This is a genomic window from Planctomycetia bacterium (assembly GCA_021413845.1).
GTDB lineage: Bacteria > Planctomycetota > Planctomycetia > Pirellulales > PNKZ01 > PNKZ01.
The window spans coordinates 125,268-147,070 of record JAIOPP010000006.1 but is presented as its reverse complement, the minus strand read 5'-3'; the positions used below and the strand labels follow the sequence as shown (position 1 = coordinate 147,070).

The window sequence follows — 21,803 nt, the reverse complement described above, 5'->3', positions numbered from 1 at the left end:
GAGGATCGTCGACATTCAACGTATACTCGCAAACTCTTTTGCCTGTTTTGCAACTTGTCGGTCCACATCCCTTCGCTGAGATACTTGGACCAATAGCTTCAAGAACCGCATGTGATTCTTATCTCCGGCATTCACGATTCGGTTGGCGAGCCAGATAGTCAACGAGGTCGGCTGTCTCTCAAGCGATTCTGCGAGCCGATCGACGTAACCCTTTTTGTAATGCTCCTCGACGGCGTGCGCCAGCGGTCCTGGGGCACCAAAGTCTTCGTACGGGAATCGTTCGAAGAGCTTGAGCACGTCTTCGATCAATTCGTTTTTCTTCGGATGTGTGGAGATCTCTTCAGCGAGTACCTGCAAATCAGCTTCGGCTTCCTTCGTAAAAACAAAGTCTTGCAGTGACCGGGCAATTTCTTTCTTCGTTCTCATAAAGCTCCTCGCGAAAACGAACGCCCAATTATATCTCGCCGCGCAGGAGAATGCAGCGAGAAGTAGGCGATGGAAATGTCGTATCTAGCGGCGTCGATTCGTAAAGAATCGAGTGACTTCGAGCGCAATCAGATCGTTCGATAGCCGGGGATGAATATCCCCGGCAGCTCGGCGCGGCGTAGTTCTGCGATGGCCTCCCCGCAGATATGCATCTGCGGCTATCGAACGATCGCCTGCAAAAACAGCGGCGCGAATGATTCATTCGCGCCGCTGTGATTCGTTACGTGATCGCGTTCGCTATGCGAAGCTTACGCTTGCGCACTATCGAACTTCGGCTTCTTCTTGAACTTCTTCGGAGCCCCTTCGCCCTCTTGCGCGTAAGTCGGAGTCTCGCCGGCACGGGTGATGTTGAGCTTTCGGCCGCCGACGCGCACTTGCTTCAGCGCGAGGAACATTTCGCTCGGCATCCCGGCCAAGAGGTCGACCGTGCTGTGCTCGTCGAAGATTTCGATGCGTCCGATGATACCGCTGCCGAGGCCGGTTTCGTTGGCGATCGCGCCGACGATATTCCCCGGCTTCACCTTATGGGCGTAGCCGACTTCGACACGGAACGTCTCCATGCGTTCCGGGCTGCGACCTTCGACCGGACCACGACGATTGCCTCGCGCATCTCCCTCGCGACCACGACCGTCGCGAGCGTTGCCGCGCGGGCCGTTGTTGCGATCGCGACTATCGGCGAACGTCGTCGATTGCAGATCTTCGGTCAACATCATCGGCGCATCGCCGACGACCATCGCGGCTAAGGCTGCGGCGATCTTCTCCGTCGGCACTTCCGGATGGTCGCCGCGGTACTGTTCGACGAGCGAGACGAAGCTGTTGAAGTCGCGATGTTCCATGTTCGCGGTGATGGCTTCATGGAAACGTGCGACACGTCGCTGGTTGATCGTACGCTTCGTGGGAATCTCCATCGGCTCGATCGTTTGCCGCGTGGCTTGCTCTAAGCGGCGGAGCAAGTTGCGCTCGCGCGGATGGAGGAACAAGATCGCGTGGCCTGTTCGACCGGCGCGGCCCGTCCGGCCGATCCGATGCACATAGCTTTCGCTATCGAACGGAAGATCGTAGTTGATGACGTGGCTGATGCGCTGCACATCGAGCCCGCGAGCCGCGACGTCGGTTGCGATGATGACGTCGAGCTTGCCGGCCTTCAGGTTCTCGACGATCCGTTCGCGCTGCTTTTGCGGCACGTCGCCGTTAAGCGCACCGGTGCGGTGTCCGTGGCTCGCCAGGAACTCGGCCAAAGGCTCGGTCGTGCTCTTCGTCTTCACGAAAATGAGCACTCCGTCGATCGGCTCGGCTTCCAACAGTCGCGCCAAAACGGCCTGTTTTTGGTGCTGTTGCGACACGACGAACCGCTGCGTCACGGTATCCGCGGTGGCTGTCTTTTGCTTGATCGTGATCTCGGCCGGGTTGCGTAGATACTTTTGCGCAATGCGGCGAATCTGCTCGGGCATCGTGGCCGAGAAGAGTGCGATCTGTCGCTCGGCAGGCGTTTGCTCGAGAATCCATTCGACGTCTTCGGCGAAGCCCATGTTGAGCATCTCGTCCGCTTCGTCAAGCACGAGGCCGGTGAGGCCTTCGAGCTTCAGCGAACCACGACGCATGTGATCCATCACGCGGCCGGGAGTGCCGACGACGACATGCACGCCCCGATCCAAACCGCGGAACTGGACGTTGTAGTCTTGACCGCCGTAGACGGCGAGAACTCGCAAGCCGGGCGTGCCCGAGGCGTAGCGCTCGAACGACTCGGCGACTTGAATCGCGAGTTCGCGCGTCGGCGTGAGTACGAGGACTTGCGTGACGTTCTTCTTGAGATCGATCCGTTGCAACAGCGGCAGCGCGAAGGCTGCGGTCTTGCCGGTGCCGGTTTGCGCTTGGCCGAGCACGTCGCGCCCTTCGAGCAACAGCGGAATCGCGCGGGCTTGGATCGGCGTGGCGATCTCATAGCCGGCGTTTTTGATCGCTGCGAGAATCGGCGCATGCAGATTAAGTTCGTCGAACTTCACGCCCCCTTCCGTATCGGAGCGCAGCGCACCGGCGGAAGCGGCTTCGGCCTGAGCGGCAGCCGCCGCAGCCGACTTCACTTGCGCATCCAATTGTGCCGCCTCGGCCATCAAAGCTTCGATTTCGGCTTCCTTGGCTTTCGCGGCTTCCGCTTGCAGCGCAGCTTTCGCGGCGGCCTTGGCCGCTTTCGCTGCTTTCTTCGCAGCTCGCGCTTCGGCAAATGGATCGTCGACGACGACGGTAACCGCTTCGACGGCTACGGACTCGGTCGCGATGATTTCGGCGACGGCATCGGCGACGACCGTTTCGACTTCGGAATTCAATTCAGACATAGGGGAAGACATTCAGCATGTACCTAAAGAACGAGTAACGGAGCACCTGGTTTGCCTCCGCGCAAAGAGCGACCGACGTCGGCGCGAAACAAATCGCGAGCCCGTCGACGAAAAGTCGCAGGCGAGACGCCGTTCTACGGTTCAGTCGAGCGACCTCGCGCAAACATTGCTGCGAGCCGTCGGAACCGTCTACCCTATACACACGGGTTGATCGAACGCGTCAGGTACTGTTCAGAGTCGTTACCGTTCAGAAGCCGTGATCGAAGTGCGCGGTCGTTAGACCCACGATTCGAGAACCACGGCCCGCCCAAGAACATCGGCAGGGAAATCTGAAACTGGCCCGAGTAGCATTGATCGATAAGCGATTCAGTATAGGGGAGGGAAGTGCAAAGATAAAGGAGCATTGGACGAAGCGGCAACTTATAACCGCACATTCATGACCCCCCCCGAATTAACTGATTTCAAACGGGATAACGACTAAAAATCTATCTTTTAATACTATTTAAGTGATTAAAATAAAATGACTTATGCGAATTCAAGTAAAAATCAATACAGAGAGGCTCCTCTCTTATGATTTTCGGACGAGAATAATACTTAGACTCCCTTTCGTTAGCATCTGCACTGGTCGTATGAACACATCCCATTTTGCATCGAACTCACCTGGCACCCTCCACGCGATTCAATGGGACGGAATTGCCGACCGCGCTTTTGTTCCGAATCCATTGCCGCCGGATTTCAAGTTGACGGACGAAATTTGGCCGTTGATCGTAGAAGCACGAAGCAATTTGAGCCTTTTAGAAGGAGTTGGGCGTCGAGTCGCGAATCCAGCGATGCTCTTGAATCCCTTAGCGACAAGAGAAGCACTTCAATCTTCGAGGATCGAAGGAACCTATGCCACGCCGCGGCAAGTCTTCTTGTTTGAAAAAATTCACGACACGAGTGCCGAAGGCCGTGCGTCAAGCAGCGCTGAAGTCCTCAACTATCGGCGCGCGCTCAAGCAAGGAGATGAGCACCCCCTTCCGCTGTCGTTGAGATTGATTCGCGATTTGCACCGCACTTTAATGACCGGTGTTCGAGGAGGCGATCAAACGCCTGGCGAGTTTCGCAAAGTGCAGGTTGCAATCGGGGAAAGCCGTCGCTTCGTGCCGCCGCCTCCAATTGAACTGGCACGCTGCTTAGACGACTTCGAAAAATATCTTCACGTCGACAATAACCGTTTCGATCCCCTAGTAGATTGTTTCTTAGCTCATTACCAGTTTGAGACGATTCATCCTTTCAAAGACGGCAATGGACGTGTCGGTAGATTGCTATTGGCATTGATGACGAAGTCTCGATGCGAAATGACGAAGCCTTGGCTTTATCTCAGCGATTACTTCGAGCGCTATCGAAGAGAGTACGTCGACAACCTTTACCGTGTGAGTTCCACCGGCGACTGGGCGTCCTGGATCGCATTTTGCCTGCGCGCAACGATCTATCAGGCCAAGGATACCATCCTACGTTGTGATCGCTTAATGCAACTGCACGAAGAATACTTAGACCGAATCGGAAAACTCGGCAAACGCGCAAGGCTTGTTGAATTGGCAAAGCGATTATTTACCGGGCCTTTTATCGGTATCTCGGAATTATCGATCGAATGGAAGGTCTACTACCAAGTCGCTCAACGCCATTTGGAAGAACTGGAAAAAATCGGGATCGTGAAGGAACTTCCGGGCTTTCAGCCTCGGACATTCTATTCGCCGGAAGTTTATAGAATCGCGTATGAGGATCTCGGATCCGTGAACGAGTAGCTATTCGGATATTGAAAGTGAATCGAGTTCGCCGGAGTTCACCCTTGCCGCTCCGCCTGCGCCATCGCCAGATCGAAAAGATGCTTCGCCGCCCGGCCGCTGATGACCGTTGTCTTCAAGAGCTCCTCGGCAATCCGGGTCACGGCGTCCCAGACTCCCGGTTGGTCTAACAGGTGCTCCGCTTTGTCGAGCATCCGGCGTTCGAGGCGGGCCACTTGCCGGGCACTGCCGGCGCGCATTTCGGTGAGCCCTCGCACTGCGCGCAGGTCGGCCGATGCGCCACCCCAGGCATAATCCCCCATCTGCCGTGCCTCGGCTGCGAGTCCACCTAGAAGGATAAGAATCTCCGTCTCGATCGCGTCGTGCGACGGACGAAACGATCCCTTCTTAAACTCGCACAGCCCGAGCCGGAGTTGGTTCGGCAAGATGCTTACCCGTTGCACCGGTCGACCGAGCGCGAGCGCCAGCGCGGCATGGCCGGCTTCGTGGTAGGCGGTCGCGGTTTCGATCGAGCCGGGGCCGGAACTCATAGGAATTAGTTTATCGTTGCGGCTCTTCATGGGGCTCTTCACAACTGGCGCCGGCGACTATCGCCCAGAGAAGCGGCTCACCGTCCGGCAGCATTCCCGTCGAAACCACGCACCATGATGAAAACCGCATCCTGCAATGATACACTGTTCGGCGCATCGAGTACCCCACGTCGGGATACGTCGACATGTACCGCCGAGAAGTCTCGGTTCAAGCAGCATCTTCGATCGAAGGAAGTTTGCAAGTCGATACGAGCATCTCGAAGTCGGCCGCGAGTATTTACCACGGATCTGCGTTTTTCGACGTTGCCTCATGCTCACGGCAAACACACGGAAGAGCTACGCCGTTTTAAGAAGTATTTTCCACCACACTGTCTTGCATCTATGAGGAAACCACGATGAGTTCGCGAATTTTCTCGCAACGTTGGACGATTGCCGTGACGTCGCTGTCGCTGTTGTTCGGCGGAGGTTGCCAAGAAGAAAAGAAGGCACCGGAAAAAACACCGGCGAAGGTGGCTGCTACACCCACGGCCACGCCTGCCGCCAAGTCGACCGTAACTCCAACGCCGACTCCATCGCCAACGCCAGCTCCCATAGCAACGCCTGTCGCTACCCCCTCGGCATCCCCTTCCGCCACACCTTCCGCCACACCTTCTGCAACACCTACTGCAACACCTACACCAACACCGAGTTCAACTCCAACTCTCACTATAACTCCAACTCCGTCCGCCACGCCGACGGCCAAGCCTTCGGCTACCGCCGTCGAAAAAGCGTCCGAAAAGGCACCCGAGAAAACACCGGAGAAAGCTGTCGAGATGACGCCGGCGAAGACTTCGGCTCCGTCCGACGTCGCAGTCGAGGCCTACGTCTACGGCTATTCGCTGATCACGATGGAGTACACGCGCCGCGTGATGACGAACGTCACGACATCCGAAGGGAAGCTGGCGCCGATGGGCCAGTTCGCGAATTTGCGGAGCTATCCATCTCCCACCGACAAAGAAGTCACCGCGCCGAATGCCGACACTTTATATTCGCTCGCTTGGCTCGATCTCGGTGCCGAGCCGTATGTGTTCGGCATTCCCGACGCCAAGGACCGTTACTACTTGATGCCGATGCTCGACGGTTTTACCAACGTCTTCCAAGTGCCGGGCAAGCGCACGACCGGCACGAAAGCGCAGAAGTATCTAATCACCGGTCCGAAATGGACAGGCACGGTTCCCGAAGGTCTCACGCAGTATAAGTCGGCGACCGACCTCGTCTGGATCCTCGGCCGAACCTATTGCACCGGCACGCCCGACGACTACAAGGCGGTGCATGAATTTCAAGACGGCCTCAAGCTCGAACCGCTTAGCGCCTACGGCAAGCCTTATACGGCGGCGAAGGCCGCGGTCGATCCGAAGATCGACATGAAGACTGCCGTGCGCGAGCAAGTACACGGCCTCGACGCCACCGCCTACTTCACGCTGCTGGCGAAGTTGCTGAAGACGAATCCGCCGACGGCGGAAGATGCTCCGATGGTTGCGAAGTTGGCGCAGGTCGGCATCAAGGTCGGCGAAGATTTCGACGCCGCGAAAGTCGATCCGACCGTAGCGAAGAGCTTGGCCGAGGTTCCGGCCGCCGCGCAGAAGAAAATCATGGGCCACATGCGCGAAGCCGGCGTGATGGTGAACGGCTGGACCTTCTCGACCAAAACCGGTCTCTATGCGACCGACTACTTGCAACGCGCTTTCATCACGGCGATCGGCCTCGGTGCGAACCGTCCGCAAGACGCCGTCTACCCGACTGCCGAAATCGGCGGCGACGGGAAAACGCTCGACGGTGCGAACAAATACGTCGTCCACTTCGACAAAGGCAAGTTGCCGCCGGCCAAGGCCTTCTGGTCGATCACGATGTACGATGCGGCTTACTTCTTCGTCCCGAACGCGCTCAACCGCTACACGGTGAGCTCGCGCTACGACTTCAAGTACAACGACGACGGCTCGCTCGACTTGCTCGTGCAGCACGAATCGCCGGGCAAGGACAAAGAAGCCAATTGGCTGCCGGCTCCGAGCGGCAAGTTCATCTTGATGCTACGGCTCTACTGGCCGGAAGAGTCGATGCTCGACGGTTCGTATAAGGTTCCCCCGGTCACGGCGGTGAAGTAGATGCGCGCTTATCGTTCGTCGTCTTCGCCACGGCGCTGCTCTGCGGCCATGCGTCGGCTCAAACGCCGGCCGCAACGAAAGCGGAAACGCAGCCGGTCGATCCTCGTCGACCGGCTGCCGTGCGCGTGCAAGAAGTGCCGGTCGTGCCGCGCGAGATCTTCGCGCAGTTGCGCGAGTACCAGAACATTCGCTCGGCGCAATTCGCGTCGTGGTCGCCGGACGGCAACGCCATGTTGATCCACACGCGCTTCGGCAACGCGTCGCAACTCCATCGCGTGGCCGAGCCGGGAGGCCGGCGCGAGCAACTGACGTTTTTCGACGAGCCGGTCGCCGGCGCACGCTATCTGCCCGCCGTTCCCGATAGCGCAGGAAGCGAACCCGCGATCTTGTTCCTCATGGGAAGCGGCGGCAACGAAAACAATCAGATCTATCGCCTCGAACCGAATGCTTATCGACACCGCATGCTGACCGACGGCAAGAGCCGGCATCAGCTCGGGCCGATCAATGCCGATGGTTCGCTGATGGTCGTGCATCACAACCGTCGCAACGGTCGCGACACCGACCTATACACGGTCGATACGAAGACCGGCGATGAAAAATTGCTGTTCGAGACGAAGAGCGAATTCTGGCAAGCCGAAGACTGGTCGCAAGACGGTCGATTGCTCGCGGTCTCGCACTACGTGTCGGCCAATGAATCGTATCCTGCGCTGTTCGATCTCGATACGAAAAACAAGACGCTGCTCAAGCTGCCCCGCAAGGAAGGGCAGAAGATCGCGATCGGCGAGATGAAGTTCTCTCCCGACGCGAAGACCTTATATCTCACCCACGACGGCGACGGCGAGTTTACGCAACTCTATGCATACGATCTCGCCTCGGCCGCGATGAAGCCGCTCACGGCCGATATCCCTTGGGACGTCGAGGGGGTTACGGTCGATAAGCAGACCGGTGCGGTCGTGTTTACGATCAACGAAGAAGGTTATAGCAAGCTCTACCTGCTGCGAGCCGGCGAACGTCGTCCACTGGAGTTGCCGCAAGGAATCGTCGGCGCGCTCAGGTTTTCTCCCGACGGCACGCGGCTCGGGCTTACGTGGTCGAGCCCGGCGTCGCCGGCCGATGCGTATAGCTACGAACTTGCGACCGGCAAGCTCACCCGTTGGACGATGAGCGAGGCAGGCGGACTCGATCCACGTACGTTTCTCACCCCCGAGCTGATCCGTTTCAAATCGTTCGATGGCCGGGAAATTCCGGCGTTTTACTATCGGCCTCGCGCGCAGGAAGCAAGCGCTCCCGCTCGACCGGTCGGCGTGCTGATTAGCATCCACGGCGGGCCCGAGAGTCAGTATCGGCCCGACTTTTCCGGCCTCGCGCAGTTCTACGCCGGGCGGCTCGGCGTGGCGGTCGTGATCCCGAACGTGCGCGGCTCGGCCGGCTATGGAAAGACGTATCTCGCTCTCGATAATGCGCGACTGCGCGAAGACAGCGTCAAGGATATCGGCGCGCTGTTGGATTGGATCGGTACGCGCAAGGAGCTCGACCCGCAGCGTGTCGCCGTGAGCGGCGGCTCGTATGGCGGCTATATGGTCCTCGCCTCGCTCACCCACTTCGGCGATCGCATTCGGGCCGGCATCGATAACGTCGGCATCGCCAATTGGGTGACGTTTCTCGAACGGACGAGCCCTTATCGGCAAGACCTGCGCCGGGCGGAATACGGCGACGAGCGCGATGCGGACATGCGCAAGTTTCTCGAAGAGATCAGCCCGGCGAACCGCGCGGAGAAGATCACGAGCGCGCTCTTAGTGGCGCACGGCGTCAACGACCCGCGCGTGCCGTTTTCGGAAGCGGAGCAGATCGCGGAGAAAGTCCGCACGGCAGGCAAAAGCGTTTGGACGGTCTACGCGGATAACGAAGGACACGGCTTCGCGAAGAAAGACAACCGCGATTACCTTAGTGGAGTCGAAGCCTTGTTTCTCTCGAAGTTTCTGAAGTAAGCGGCAGCTTACTCTACGAAAGTATCTCCCGAATCACTCGGCCGTGTACGTTCGTCAGGCGTCGATCTAAGCCGTTCGAATAGTACGTGAGCTTGGTGTGATCGAAACCTAGGAGATGCAGCGCCGTGGCGTAGAAGTCCCACACGGTTACGGGGTCTTGCTCGGCGCGGCGGCCGAAGGGATCGGTTGCGCCGTAGTTCGTGCCGCCGCGAACGCCGGCTCCCATCATCCAGCAGGTGAAGCCGTCCGGATTGTGATCGCGCCCGACCGAACCGAGTTGATGCGTCGGCATCCGGCCGAACTCCGTCGTCCAAAGCACAAGCGTATCTTCGAGCAAGCCCCGTTGTTTTAAGTCGGCAAGCAGGGCCGCGGTCGGTTGGTCGAAGATCGGCACATGCCGCTCGTAGTCGGCCTTGAGCGTTTTGTGTGCGTCCCAGTTCAGTAAGCCGTCGACGCCCGACGCGCGCGACGCGCAGTACAAGTTCACGTAGCGCACGCCGCGCTCGAGCAACCGCCGCGCGAGCAAGCAGTTCCGAGCGTATCCGGCCTTTAGTTTGTTCGGGTCGTCGGTGCCGTAGCGGGTGTGCGTCGCCGTGGTCTCCGAGGCGAAATCGGAAACTTCCGGCGCGGAGAGTTGCATCCGGGCCGCAAGTTCATACGCCGCGATGCGCGCTTGCAACTCCGTTTCGCCTGGATGCGCGGCGGCGTCGCGGTCGTTGAGCATGCGGAGAAACCCGCGCGTCGAGCGTTCCTCGCCGGCGTCGATCGCGGTCGGTCGCGCGAGGTTGCGAATCGGTTGTTGCGCAGCGAGCATGATCGCTTGATGTCGGGCCGGAAGAAAGCCGTTGCTCCAGTTCGCCTTGCCGTTCGGCGGCTCGCCGCGAATATCGGGTATTGCGACGTAAGCCGGCAGGTTTTCGTTCGCGCTGCCGAGTGCGTAGCTGAGCCATGCGCCGGCCGCGGGGAAACCTTCGCTGACGTTTCCCGTATTCATAAACACACAGCCGGGGCCATGCGTATTGGTCTTCGAGGTCATCGAATGGATGAACGCGATGTCGTCGACATGCTCGCGCATGTGTTCGAAGAGCGACGAAATTTTCTTGCCCGACTTTCCCCCGGCCGCGAAAGGCCAAGGGCTGCGCATCAAGTTGCCGTTTTTCCCTTGAAACGACACGAAGTTTTCACCCCCCGGCAACGGCTTGCCGTCCATCTTCTCCAACTCGGGCTTATGCTCCCAAAGGTCCATGTGCGAGGCCGCACCGGGGCAGAAGATTTGCAAGACGCGCTTCGCTTTGGGGAGGAAATGCGCGCGCCCGATGCCGGGTTGCCAGGTGTTTTGTTGTGCTGCGTCGGCGGCTCGCGAACCCGCAAGCGGCGCGGCGGCTTTGGGGTTCGCTTCGGCGCTTTTTGACTCGGCGGCTAGGAGATGCGCGAGTCCTATACCGGCGATGCCGGTCGAGACATCGCCGAAGAAGCGACGGCGTGTGAGAGCGGTTTGAAGATCATGCATGGCGGCTATCTCACGTACACGAATTCATTGGCGTTCAACATCGCTCGGCAAAACGCTCGCAAGCCGTGCGCTTGGATCAACGCCGCGCCGGCTGCGACATCCGCTTCCGTCGCCGCGCGGTTGAAGGCCGATGAAAACGCTTGTCGTACTTGTCCTGCCGGATCATCGCGGCATTCTTTGGTAAGTCGTTCGGCCCGCGGCGGTAAGTCTCGGGACCGACTTCGTCGAGCGGCACGTAGGTGGCGACGTTGTCTTGTTGGTATTCGTAGAGGCGGAAGCCACGGCCTCCCATCCGTAGGTCGAGTTTGCCCGCGACTTGGAGCATCGTGTCGCGCAGTTCCTCGGCGGAAAGCCGGCGCGGCGGGAAGCGCCACAGCAAGCGCGAGTCGCCATCGACGCGCGCGGCCTCGGCTCGCGATGCCGAGGATTGCCGATACGTTTGCGAGGTCACGATCAGGCGATGGAGCGGCTTGATTCGCCAGCCGTCGGCGAGCAAGCGTCGGGCGAGAAAATCGAGTAGCTCGGGATGGGTCGGCTTGGAGCCCATGAAACCGAAATCGCTCGGCGTGTCGACGATGCCGACGCCGAAATGATAATGCCATACGCGATTCGCCAACACGCGGGCCGTGAGGGGATGCTCCTGTGCGACGAGCCAATCGGCCAAGGCGATGCGCCGCGCCGCTTCATCCAGCTTCGGATCGAGTTTGTAGCCGGGGAGTTTCTTTTTCCAGGTGGAGTCGTCGAACACCGCAAGGCTCGCGGCCGTGACGAGTTCGCCTTTCTTTTGGGGATCGCCGCCGAGGAAGATCGGGAACGGCCCCGGCGCAGGTTGACGCTTGCCGACCCACCATGAGTCGAGCGCGGGAACGGCCGCGAGTTCGACATCGAGCTTCGCGAGCCGAGCGTCGAGTTGCGCGAGTCGCTCGGCTTCGTCGGGCTTCATCACTTGTTTGCGCGTACGCAATTGCGCGATGTGTTTCGTCGCGGGAAGTCGTGCGGAGGAGTCGGCGACGTGCGTCCAATGGTTGCCGTCGAGCGACGTTTCTATGCGGTACTCGCCGGGAAAAGTCGTATGGCCGTTCACTTCGTTGAGGGCCCGTGTGCGGTCGCTCGAAAAGAAAACGCGTTCGATCCGCTCGGGCTTCGCCAGCGCGATGACGAGCTCTCGCCCGCCGGCGATCCAGCGCTCGCCGAACTTGCCGTCGATCGTGAGTTCGGCGCCGTAGGCGTTCTTGAAATCTTGAATAGCCCGCGATGCTCCTTGAGCCTTGCCGCCGGCGGACGCGAGCGCGACGTTACTGGACGGGGCTTTTGAGTCGCTTGCAGTCCAAACCTCGAATTCGTCGATGCGATACTGGCGGTTCTTGGTCTCTTCTTCATCGACCGAGTCGACCGTGAGCCGCACATAGCGCGCCTCGATCGGAGCGAAATTCTCTTCCGTGCCGTAGCGGCTGACGCGCGGCCGAGTCCATAATTTCGCCGACGCCGATTCCAGTTGCTTCGCGCGGGCCGTGATCTCGGCATCGAGCTTCGCACGCTCATCCGCGAGCTTTTGCTTTTCCGCTTCCAGCGGTTTCGTTTTCTCTTCGCGGCCGGCGCGGGCCGCGGCCGTGGCGACCGTGCGCTCGCCGTGTTGCACGCCGGCGAACGTCGCATACATCGCGTAATAGTCGGCGGCAAGCAAGGGATCGAACTTATGGTTGTGGCAGCGGGCACAACCGAGCGTGAGCCCGAGAAACGCTTCGCTTGTGGTGCGGATCACTTCATCGAGCGTGTCGGCGCGGATTTGCGCCATCGCCGCCGCGTCTTGGTTGCCGACGTCGTCGTAAGGGCCGGCGGTAAGAAAGGCCGAGCCGACTTCGACCTCGGGATCGTCTTTGCCGATCACGTCGCCGGCGATCTGCTCGCGAATGAAGCGATCGAACGGCTTGTCGTCGTTGAAGGAGCGAATCACGTAGTCGCGAAACGGCCAAAGATTGTCGATGATCTGGTTGCGCTCGAAGCCTCGGCTTTCGCCGAAGCGGACGACATCGAGCCAATGCCTCCCCCAGCGCTCGCCGTAGCGCGGGGATGCGAGCAAGCGGTCGACGACGCGCTCGAACGCATCGTGCCGTTCATCGGCAAGGAACGCAGCGAGCTCCTCCGGCGTCGGCGGTAGCCCGGTGAGGTCGTACGTGACGCGGCGCAGGAGTTCGCCCTTCGCCGCCGGGGGCGAAGGTGCGAGTTGCTTGTCGTGAAGCTTCGCCGCGATGAAACGATCGATGGGGTTCGAAGCCCAATCCGGCGCAGAGCCTGCGCCTGCCGGTTGCGGAACAACGGGTGCCGCAATCCGCGGCGGCTTGGGATCGGCGATCGGTTGCAGCGACCACCAATGTTTGTCTCCCTTCGGCTGCTCGCGAACGACGACCCCCTTGGGCCATGCAGCTCCGCCGGCGATCCAGCGGCGGAGCGTTTGCAATTGCTCGACACTTAGCGCGGTCCCTTCTTTCGGCATCTTCGGCGACTTGCCGCTCACGGCCGTGACGACTTCGAGCAGATAGCTTTCGTCGGGCTTACCGGCGACGACGTAGCCGGTCGTCGTGAGGTCGTCGGGCGTAGCGAGCGAAAGTTCGCCGAGTTTGTGCGACGGCTGATGGCAGCGTACGCAATGGTGCTGGAAGATCGGAGCGACGTCGCGGGCGAAATCGACCGGTGTTTCCGCGGCTCGCGCTAAGTTTCCGGCGAATGCCCACGAAACGAGGGAGAGCAGCGCGAGCATGGAAAGGGCTGGATTCTTCATCGCTTCAGTGTGGATGAAGTTAAAACGAGCGTCAATTACGGGCTTTCGCTGCGCAGGCCGATGCCGCAAGCAATGCGTAAATGCCGCAGGTCCGAGGCGAGCGGAGCGCGTTCCTGAAGCGGAGAACAGGGGAAATCTGACGATTGTCGTTCCTCCGGGGGCCTGCCGACCGGTGTTTTACCCAGCTTTTACAAAGCCTTCACGCGGCTGTGACACCGAAACCGGCCCCCTTTTCTACAATCCGTCGATGGAGATAAGGAGCGCCGCGTGTGTCGGCCGCTCACGGCTCCGGATGGTTCGGTACGCGTGGCCGCAAGCAAGCGCCCGCCGGTCAGCTTTAGGAGTTTTCGCATGTCGATCGACACGAGAGAAACGAAGGGGCACACCCATGCCCATGGCGTCACTTCCCCGATGGAAAAAATGGCGACCGGTCCCGTCGAAGGGGATGTCGCTCTCTTGGATATTCGTCCGGCCAAGATGGGCCGCAAGGAAACGATCACCTCGGCGGCCGACGGACACGACCCGTTCGCGACCGGCTTGGATTGGCCGGTCATCGCTTGGTTCGGCATCTTGCATCTCGTGGCCTTGGCCGCGCCGTTTTACTTCACCTGGCAAGGGCTCGCCCTTTTCTTCGTGATGCAATTCATCACCGGCAGCGTCGGCGTCTGCATGGGCTATCACCGGTTGCTCACGCACGGCAGCTTTACTTGCTCGAAGCCGATGCGTTGGTTCTTCGCCCTGATGGGCGGGCTTTCCGGCGAGGGGAGCGCGCTGCAATGGGTTTCGACGCACCGCAAGCACCACGCTTACAGCGATCACGATGAAGACCCGCACTCGCCGCGTCACGGCGGGCTCTGGTCGCACATTAGCTGGATGTGCCCGCAATATGGACGCAAATACTTCGACGATCTCATGAATCGCTACTGTCCGGACTTGTTGAAAGACAAGGGCATGGTGTTCTTGCACAAGATGTTTCTCCCGTCGCACTTCATCATGGGAGCGATCTTCTTCGGCATCGGTTATGCGACCGGCGGCTTCAACATGGCGATGTCGCTGCTCTTGTGGGGCATGTTCGTGCGGTTGGTCTATGTGCTGCACATCACCTGGTTCGTCAACTCGGCCACGCACATGTGGGGCTACCGCAACTACAAGACGACCGACGATAGCCGGAACCTCTGGTGGGTCGGCGTGTTGGCGTTCGGCGAAGGTTGGCACAACAACCACCACGCGTATCAACGGATGGCGAAGCACGGCCACCGCTGGTGGGAGTTCGATGTCACCTACATGCAAATCCGCGTGCTTGAGAAGCTCGGGCTGATCAAGAACGTGGTACACGACGTGCCGAACCGGAAGCTGCACGGCACCGTGGATCACGCTTAGTTCGTCGAACTTCGCGGCAGATAAAATCGAAAGGGAGCGAGAAGCCTAGGCTTCTCGCTCCCTTTTTTTTATTGCGCTCCGAGATATCGACGTGGCAGCGCCCGTCGAGCTATGCGGAAGTCGATCGTTATTCTCCGCCTTATGCCTTACGGCCGGCGCGCTTGCGGTCGTTTTCCGTGAGCAGTTGCTTGCGGAGGCGGACTGCGTCGGGCGTGACTTCGACGAGCTCGTCGTCTTCGATGTATTCCAACGCGGTTTCCAGCGTGATCTGGCGCGGCGGCTTGAGAATCGTGATGCCGTCGGTTCCCGAAGCACGCATGTTCGTGAGCTTCTTTTCGCGGCAAGGATTCACGGTCATGTCGTTGTCGCGGGCATTCTCGCCGACGATCATCCCTTCATACACTTCCGCCCCCGGCCCGACGAACAAGTCGGCCCGGTCTTGCAGGCCGTCGAGCCCGAACGCGACGGTCTTGCCCGTGACCATCGAGATGAGCACGCCGTTGGCGCGGGCCGGCACGTCTCCTTCGAGCGGCTTATAGTCTTCGAAGCGGTGATGCATGATCCCTTCCCCTTGCGTGGCGTTGAGCACGCGCGTTCGGAGGCCGATCAGGCCGCGAGCGGGAATCGAGAACTGCACGAACGAGTAGTTGCCCCGATGCGTCATTTCGAGCATCTTGCCGCGCCGCGCGCCGACGAGCTCCATGACCTTGCCGAGCTTTTCCGGCGGCACTTCGACGACGAGCGTCTCGAACGGCTCGTGCTCGACGCCGTTGATGATTTGCGTGATGACTTGCGGCTTGCCGATCGACATTTCGTACCCTTCGCGGCGCATCGTCTCGATGAGCACCGACAAGTGCAGCAATCCGCGGCCGGCGACGGCGTAAGTATCGGAGTTCGGTATTTGGCGAACTTTGAGCGCGACGTTGCGTTGCAACTCCTTCATCAACCGATCGCGCAAGTGGCGCGTCGTGAGGAACTTGCCGGACTTGCCGCAGAACGGCGAGGTGTTGACGCTGAACGTCATCTCGAGGGTCGGAAGATCGACCGTCACGCGCGGCAGCGGCCGGGGTTGATCGATGTCGGAGATCGTGTCGCCGATTTCGACCTGTTCCAGCCCGACGATCGCTACGATATCTCCGGCACCCGCCTCGTCGACTTCGACGCGGCTCAGCTTCTCGAACACGTGGAGCGCTTGAACTTTCAGCGCCGAGTTCCTGTCGTCTTTCTGCATCAAGTTGACTCGTTGCCCCTTCTTCACCGTGCCGGCATAGATCCGGCCGATCGCGATCCGGCCGACGAACTCCGACCAGTCGAGCGTGGTAACGAGCATTTGCAACGGCGCTTCCGCCTCAATTTCCGGGCCCGGAATGTGTTCGACGACGAGGTCCAACAACGGACGGATCGAATCCGTGGGGACGTTCCAATCGGTCGTGGCGTAGCCGTCGCGACCGCAAGCGAAGATGTAGGGGAAGTCGGCCAACTCGTCGTCGGCACCGAGCTCGAGGAACAACTCGAAGACTTCGTTCAGCACTTCGTTGCAGCGGGCATCGCCGCGGTCGATCTTGTTGATGACGACGATCGGCTTCAAGCCGAACTCGATCGCCTTCGACAACACGAACCGCGTTTGCGGCATCGGCCCTTCTGCGGCATCGACGAGCACGAGCGCTCCATCGGCGAGCCGGAGCACGCGCTCGACTTCGCCGCCGAAGTCCGCGTGTCCCGGGGTATCGATGAGGTTGATCTTGATCCCCTTGTAGTGCATCGCCACGTTCTTCGCCAAGATCGTGATGCCGCGCTCCTTCTCGAGGTCGTTCGAGTCGAGGATGCAGGTTTCGGTAAGTTCGCTGGCCCGGAACTCGCCGCTTTCTTTGAGCAAGCAATCGACGAGAGTCGTCTTGCCATGATCGACGTGGGCGATGATCGCCAAGTTGCGGATATCGGAACGCCGGGCTTTCGGTGCGTCGGCAGCCGAGGTCGAGGCGGGCGAAGTGGTTTCAGGCATGATGACGGAGCTCATAAAAATTCACGGCAAGGGTTCAAACTTAATTCAAGCACGTTCGATTCAAGCACGCTCGGACGACGAAACGAAGGGGCGAAAGACGCGAGCTAGACGCGAACGAACTACGAACGGCGAGCATCTTCGGGCCCGGTCGCACACACTATCCCTCGGGGCGACCTGCCGAGTCTTGTAATTCTAACGCAGCACCCCCATCAGGCCACAACCGCAAATCGACCTGTTTCGGACGATTCGGAGCGGAATTCACGTTAGAAAAACATTGACTCGGCGGGCAAAACCCGTCAGAGTGCGCCTGAATCAGGGGATTTTGCACAAATCGAAAAGAATCGATGCGATTTATCAGGAGATCGTCACTATGAAGCGGTTTACAGCAATCGTTGCCGGCGCAATGGGCCTTATGCTCGGCGGCAGCGGGGCAATCTATGCCGAAACGACCGTGAAGCTCACCGAAATGCATATCTGCTGCGGTGGTTGCACGAAGGGAATCCAGAATGCCGTGAAAGATCTGACCGACGCGAAAGTAGCGGTCGATCAAGCGAACGGCGAATCGACGATCACAGCCGCCACGCCGGAAGCGGCGCAGAAGGCCGTCGACGCGATCGTAGCAGCCGGATACCACGCGAAGGTCGAAGGAACCGGCATCTCGATCAAAGACGACAGCGGCGCGCCGTCCGGCAAAGTCAAGCGGCTCACGGTGTCGAACGCGCACAACTGCTGCGGCGCTTGCACGAAGGCCATCAAGGCCGCGATCAAAGAAGTGCCGGGCGTCGAAGCCGACACCGCCAAGCCGAAGACGAAAGATTTCGTCATCGAAGGGAACTTCGATGCCAAGGCCGTCGTCGCAGCGCTTTACGAAGCCGGCTTCCACGTCACGGTAAAGTAGGTCTCGGAAGAGCAGAGTTCAAATCGAACTTCCGACGAGCGGGGATGGAGACGTCCCCGCTCGTCTTAAATTATAGAGAGCGATTTATGGCAGTTCTCGATCGTCGTGCTTTCACGCGCGAAGCTCTCGGCTCCGTGATGACGTTCGCACTGTTCGACACCCTCTTCGCACGAGATGCCTTCGCCGCCGAAGTGAAACCGATCACGACCGCTTGGCTTGCGCAGCTCAACCAGCTTGGGCAAGACGTCAAAGATCAGAAGCTCAAGCAGCTCGAGTGGCAAAAGCAAGTCGAAGCGCTGTACGCGAAAGTCGATCTGCCCGACTTGTTGCGCTTGATCGATTTCGACAAGCTCTCGTCGAACGTCGACTTTCCGGAGCATGGTGCCCGCAGCTTGCGACCGCAATTTGCGGAGATCGCCGGCGTGCCGACGAAGCTCGTTTTCGGTCGCCAAGTGTTTGCGATGAAGAAAGGGCGCAGCGTCGTGCCGCACGGCCACAACAACATGGCGACGGCGTTCTTGATCGTGAAAGGGAAGTTCCAGGGCCGACATTACGACCGGTTGAAAGACGAACCGGATCATTATCTGATCCGCCCGACGATCGATCGCCCCTTCGCGCCGGGCGAGTATTCAAGCGTGTCCGACTACAAAGACAATATCCACTGGTTCACGGCGACCGACGACGTCGGCTACATCTTCAACATCCACGTCATGGACGTGAACCCGACGTCGAGCCTCTCGACCGGCCGGCTGTATCTCGACCCGCTCGGCGAAAAACTCAGCGACGGAACCGTGCGCGCCAGAAAGATCAAGTACGACGAAGTGAACCGGCTATACGGGTAGAATCGGTTCAAGCGATTCATTCGCTCGATCCACTCCGTTCAATAGCCCGGCGTGAATACGCCGGGGAAACTCGATAAACAAAAAAAGCCCGGCGAAATCGCCGGGCTTTTATAAGAATACGAAGTGCGGTGGAGAGGACTTGAACCTCCACGGTATTGCTACCGCCAGCCCCTCAAGCTGGTGCGTCTGCCAATTTCGCCACCACCGCAAATTGTCGAAGACTACCTAGTCTAAATGATTGATTTTTCGCGTCAAGGCGTCGGAACACCCGCATTCGCGACTCTTCTCTGAGCGGGCTGAGTCAGTCGGTCAAATCGACTACCGTGTTCTCCGCACGACCACGAGCGCCGCCGGTCGCAGCAGTTCATCCGTCGAGTGCAGCAGCAACCGGAACGCTTCCAGCCATTCGCGGCAACTCCGTCGTCCGACGCCCGGCAGTTTTCCCGCTCGCGCGGCGGTCGTCAGCGCCTCCGCTTGTGCAGCGCTGTTCGTCAGCACGAGGATGTCGCCCGGCAGCAACCTCCGCGCACAGGCTTCATACCGCACATCCGACTCGATCCCCAGCGACAACGTATCGCCGAAGTATCGGGCCGCATCGCCGAAGGCAGTGAGATCGGTAATCGCCGGCTTGCCGGGCAGCAGAATTCCGCCCGAAGTGATTGCCGTGTCGGCTGCCGTGCGGCGATCGCCGGCTTGTAGTTGCAGCAGCAGTCCGCTGGTGCGACCGGCCGAAGCCCAGGTGATCCGCCCATCGTCGATGAGATGCAGGCCGATCAAGTGCGCAGGAACCGTTTCTGCGGAGCCGCTCCAGAGATCGTCGTTCACTAGAGACAATAGCCGGCCCATGTCGGGCTCATGGTGCGCGTGTGCGCGCCATGCACTCCGGAGCGCTTCCACGGAGAGCGCCGCCGCGAAGTGGGAGTCTTCCACGCGGCCGACCGCAGCGGCCAGCGCCCCGTCGCGTGTGACGAGCCAATCGTGGAACTCACCGAGCGATTCTTCGGCCGGGCTGCTCCAACCGGCAATCTCCCAACCATCGACGAGCGGCGCTACTTGCGGCACGCGCGTCTTGCGGCGCTCGGCCGCATCATCCCAGTGGCGCTTGAGCCGCGCGGTGTCGTGCGTCTCGGTCATCAAGATCTCGCGCTCGAGATCGGCCGCGACGCGCCCTGCGCAGATCTCGACGAGGTTCACTTCTTGATCGGTGAACGCGCGCTTCTCGTCGGCGAAGACCCAGAGCGTGCCGAGTAGTTCCATCGGCGATGCGATCGGAACGCAGATAGCCGCCTCAAAGTTCGGCTCCGGCAGGTTCCAATGATCGAACAACGTCGCATCTTCTAGCGCAACGGCATGCCCGGCGAGCGCTTCGAGATCGGCCATCGCGCCGCGCAGCGGTCGCGGCGCGTCGAGATAGCGCTCGGCGGGCAGGTTCCACTGCGCACGGACTTTCAACTCGCTGGTGCCTGCATCGAGCAAATAGATTCCCGCCGCTCGGCAACCGACCGCTTGCGCCGCCGATTGCAACACCGCTTCCAACCGCTCGGCCAGATGCCGCTCGGCCTTGGGATGCGGAATCAAGGGAACGCCCGCGGCCAATTCCGCTTCGCGCTCGTTCAAGGCCCGTTGCGTGCGCATCAACTCGGCGACGATATCGGCCAAGGCCGAAGCTAAGTTGCGCGCTTCCTCTTCGGCCACCGGCGACGTTGCGGATGCCCCCGCATTCGCAACACCGCTCAATTGCCAACGTCGCGAAGCCTTGCCCGTCGGCGTTACCGGTGCCGTCCAAGCGATGTGCGACGATCGACCCGGCGCGGGCTCGGTGCCGCTGAGGCACTCCAGCTTCCAACGCGTCGCTGCGGTAAACGCGCGACAAAGGCGATCGACCGGGTCGGCGAGTTCCGGCTCGCGGCGACCTTCGCCATGAGCCAAGTCGCTGAACAGTCGCAGATGATTCGCAAAGGTATTAGCCACAGGTACTCTACTTCGAGGGACACGGGCGAAGCCGATGCCGAACTGGATCAAAGCAGGCGCAGCGCAGTGTGGACCCTGCGCATTGTGAATCGCTTCGTCGCCGCCGCACCTGATCGCCAACGACGCGCTCCGAAACAAAGGGAGTGCAATCGTTTAATCAGTCCAGCAGTCCAACGAATCAAATCGCCTAAGTCGCCTACTATTCCCGACCGGCAAGCTTAATGATCGGCAAGGTGCCGGAGTTTGGTGAACGCCGGTGAAAGAAACCGATCGTACCGATTGTAGGGGCGCCTACGGAAACGTAGTGCGCGACGCTTGCGGGTTCACGAACCAGCAAGCGTGGCAACGGCACCAAGCGTCGGGTCCTGCGAACTTAGTCGATCGTCGCCCCGCCATCGACCACGAGATTCGCGCCCGTGATGTAAGACGCTTCGTCGGAAGCGAGGAACAGCACCGCGTTGGCGATCTCGATCGGCTCGCCGAGTCGCTTGAGAACGGCATCGTTGCCGAAGCGCTCGTACCCTTCGTCGAGCGTCATGCCGAGCGTGCGAATGCAATGGTCTACGGCCGGCGTTTTGATCGTGCCGGGCGAGACCGCGTTGACGCGCACGCGGTCGACGGCCAAGTCCATCGCGAGACAGCGCGTGAGTTGAAGAATGCCGGCCTTCGACGAATTGTAAGGGACGTAATTGGCCTGCGCAATGAAGCTGCTCTGCGAAGCGATGTTCACGATCGCCCCGCCCCCCGCTCTGCGCAGCGCGGGCAATGCCGACTTCACGATCTGCGCTTGCCCGACCACGTTGACGTCCCAAACTTTGTGCCACTGTTCGTAAGTCGTCTGTTCGACGCTGCCGTAGATGAATGCGGCTGCGTTATTGACGACGACGTTCAACCCGCCGAACTCGGCCACGGCGACGCCGACGGCCGCGATGCATTCCGCTTCCTTGGAGACATCGCACCGCGCGAACGTCGCACGACCACCGGCCTTTGCAACGGCCTCGACCGTGGCCCGACCGCCGGTTTCATCGATATCGGCGACGACGACCGCGGCCCCTTCGCGCGCGAACAACTCGGCAATGGCCCGCCCGATGCCGGAGCCTGCGCCGGTGACGATCGCGGTTTTATTTTTGAGGCGCATGATCCAGTTCTCCGCTGA

General features: G+C 60.1%; 14 protein-coding genes and 1 tRNA gene. 6 read left to right on the top strand and 9 right to left on the bottom strand.

Features of this window, described 5'->3' with window-relative positions; genetic code table 11:
• Positions 1-15 precede the first annotated feature (15 nt).
• Together K8U03_01090 and K8U03_01085 are read right to left on the bottom strand one after the other, a co-directional pair.
• Positions 16-426, bottom strand: a complete 411-nt coding sequence (locus tag K8U03_01090) for a hypothetical protein (protein ID MCE9603477.1) — start codon at positions 424-426, stop codon at positions 16-18.
• 308 nt (positions 427-734) lie between these two features.
• Positions 735-2,597, bottom strand: coding sequence for a DEAD/DEAH box helicase (locus K8U03_01085; GenBank protein ID MCE9603476.1), 1,863 nt, complete (start codon positions 2,595-2,597; stop codon positions 735-737).
• Between the two features lie 851 nt (positions 2,598-3,448).
• Here K8U03_01085 and K8U03_01080 point away from each other — a divergent pair.
• Complete coding sequence (locus K8U03_01080; GenBank protein ID MCE9603475.1) at positions 3,449-4,606, top strand: Fic family protein; 1,158 nt, start codon at positions 3,449-3,451, stop codon at positions 4,604-4,606.
• Positions 4,607-4,644: 38 nt separating this feature from the next.
• On the opposite strand, the gene K8U03_01075 is transcribed toward K8U03_01080, so the two are convergent.
• Complete coding sequence (locus K8U03_01075) at positions 4,645-5,136, bottom strand: cell division protein FtsH (protein MCE9603474.1); 492 nt, start codon at positions 5,134-5,136, stop codon at positions 4,645-4,647.
• Between the two features lie 395 nt (positions 5,137-5,531).
• Here K8U03_01075 and K8U03_01070 point away from each other — a divergent pair, with 395 nt between their 5' ends.
• Both K8U03_01070 and K8U03_01065 read left to right on the top strand, forming a co-directional pair.
• A complete protein-coding gene (locus K8U03_01070) occupies positions 5,532-7,277 on the top strand; it encodes a DUF1254 domain-containing protein (GenBank protein ID MCE9603473.1) in 1,746 nt (581 codons plus the stop codon).
• Positions 7,278-7,396: 119 nt separating this feature from the next.
• The gene (locus K8U03_01065) at positions 7,397-9,265 is read left to right on the top strand and encodes an alpha/beta fold hydrolase (GenBank protein MCE9603472.1); all 1,869 of its coding nucleotides are present in this window, start codon (positions 7,397-7,399) and stop codon (positions 9,263-9,265) included.
• Between the two features lie 13 nt (positions 9,266-9,278).
• Here K8U03_01065 and K8U03_01060 read toward each other — a convergent pair whose 3' ends face one another.
• Positions 9,279-10,775, bottom strand: coding sequence for a DUF1501 domain-containing protein (locus tag K8U03_01060; GenBank protein ID MCE9603471.1), 1,497 nt, complete (start codon positions 10,773-10,775; stop codon positions 9,279-9,281).
• 76 nt (positions 10,776-10,851) lie between these two features.
• A complete protein-coding gene (locus K8U03_01055) occupies positions 10,852-13,554 on the bottom strand; it encodes a DUF1549 domain-containing protein (protein ID MCE9603470.1) in 2,703 nt (900 codons plus the stop codon).
• A 351-nt stretch (positions 13,555-13,905) separates the two neighbouring features.
• Between K8U03_01055 and K8U03_01050 the strand changes: the two genes are divergently transcribed.
• Positions 13,906-14,934: a fatty acid desaturase gene (locus K8U03_01050; GenBank protein ID MCE9603469.1), complete on the top strand. Its 1,029-nt coding sequence runs from the start codon at positions 13,906-13,908 to the stop codon at positions 14,932-14,934.
• 139 nt (positions 14,935-15,073) lie between these two features.
• On the opposite strand, the gene typA is transcribed toward K8U03_01050, so the two are convergent.
• Positions 15,074-16,936: a translational GTPase TypA gene (gene typA / locus K8U03_01045; protein ID MCE9603468.1), complete on the bottom strand. Its 1,863-nt coding sequence runs from the start codon at positions 16,934-16,936 to the stop codon at positions 15,074-15,076.
• 403 nt (positions 16,937-17,339) lie between these two features.
• On the opposite strand from typA, the gene K8U03_01040 reads away from it, so the two are divergent.
• Together K8U03_01040 and K8U03_01035 are read left to right on the top strand one after the other, a co-directional pair.
• Complete coding sequence (locus K8U03_01040) at positions 17,340-17,834, top strand: cation transporter (protein ID MCE9603467.1); 495 nt, start codon at positions 17,340-17,342, stop codon at positions 17,832-17,834.
• Positions 17,835-17,920: 86 nt separating this feature from the next.
• Entirely contained in the window at positions 17,921-18,676 is a 756-nt protein-coding gene (locus K8U03_01035) for a hypothetical protein (GenBank protein MCE9603466.1), read from the top strand.
• A gap of 124 nt (positions 18,677-18,800) precedes the next feature.
• On the opposite strand, the gene K8U03_01030 is transcribed toward K8U03_01035, so the two are convergent.
• The 3 genes from K8U03_01030 to K8U03_01020 all read right to left on the bottom strand — a co-directional run bounded on the left by K8U03_01030 (position 18,801) and on the right by K8U03_01020 (position 21,785).
• Positions 18,801-18,884: transfer RNA gene (locus K8U03_01030), tRNA-Leu, on the bottom strand.
• A gap of 110 nt (positions 18,885-18,994) precedes the next feature.
• Complete coding sequence (locus tag K8U03_01025; protein ID MCE9603465.1) at positions 18,995-20,647, bottom strand: GAF domain-containing protein; 1,653 nt, start codon at positions 20,645-20,647, stop codon at positions 18,995-18,997.
• Between the two features lie 373 nt (positions 20,648-21,020).
• Complete coding sequence (locus K8U03_01020) at positions 21,021-21,785, bottom strand: SDR family oxidoreductase (protein MCE9603464.1); 765 nt, start codon at positions 21,783-21,785, stop codon at positions 21,021-21,023.
• Positions 21,786-21,803: the final 18 nt, after the last annotated feature.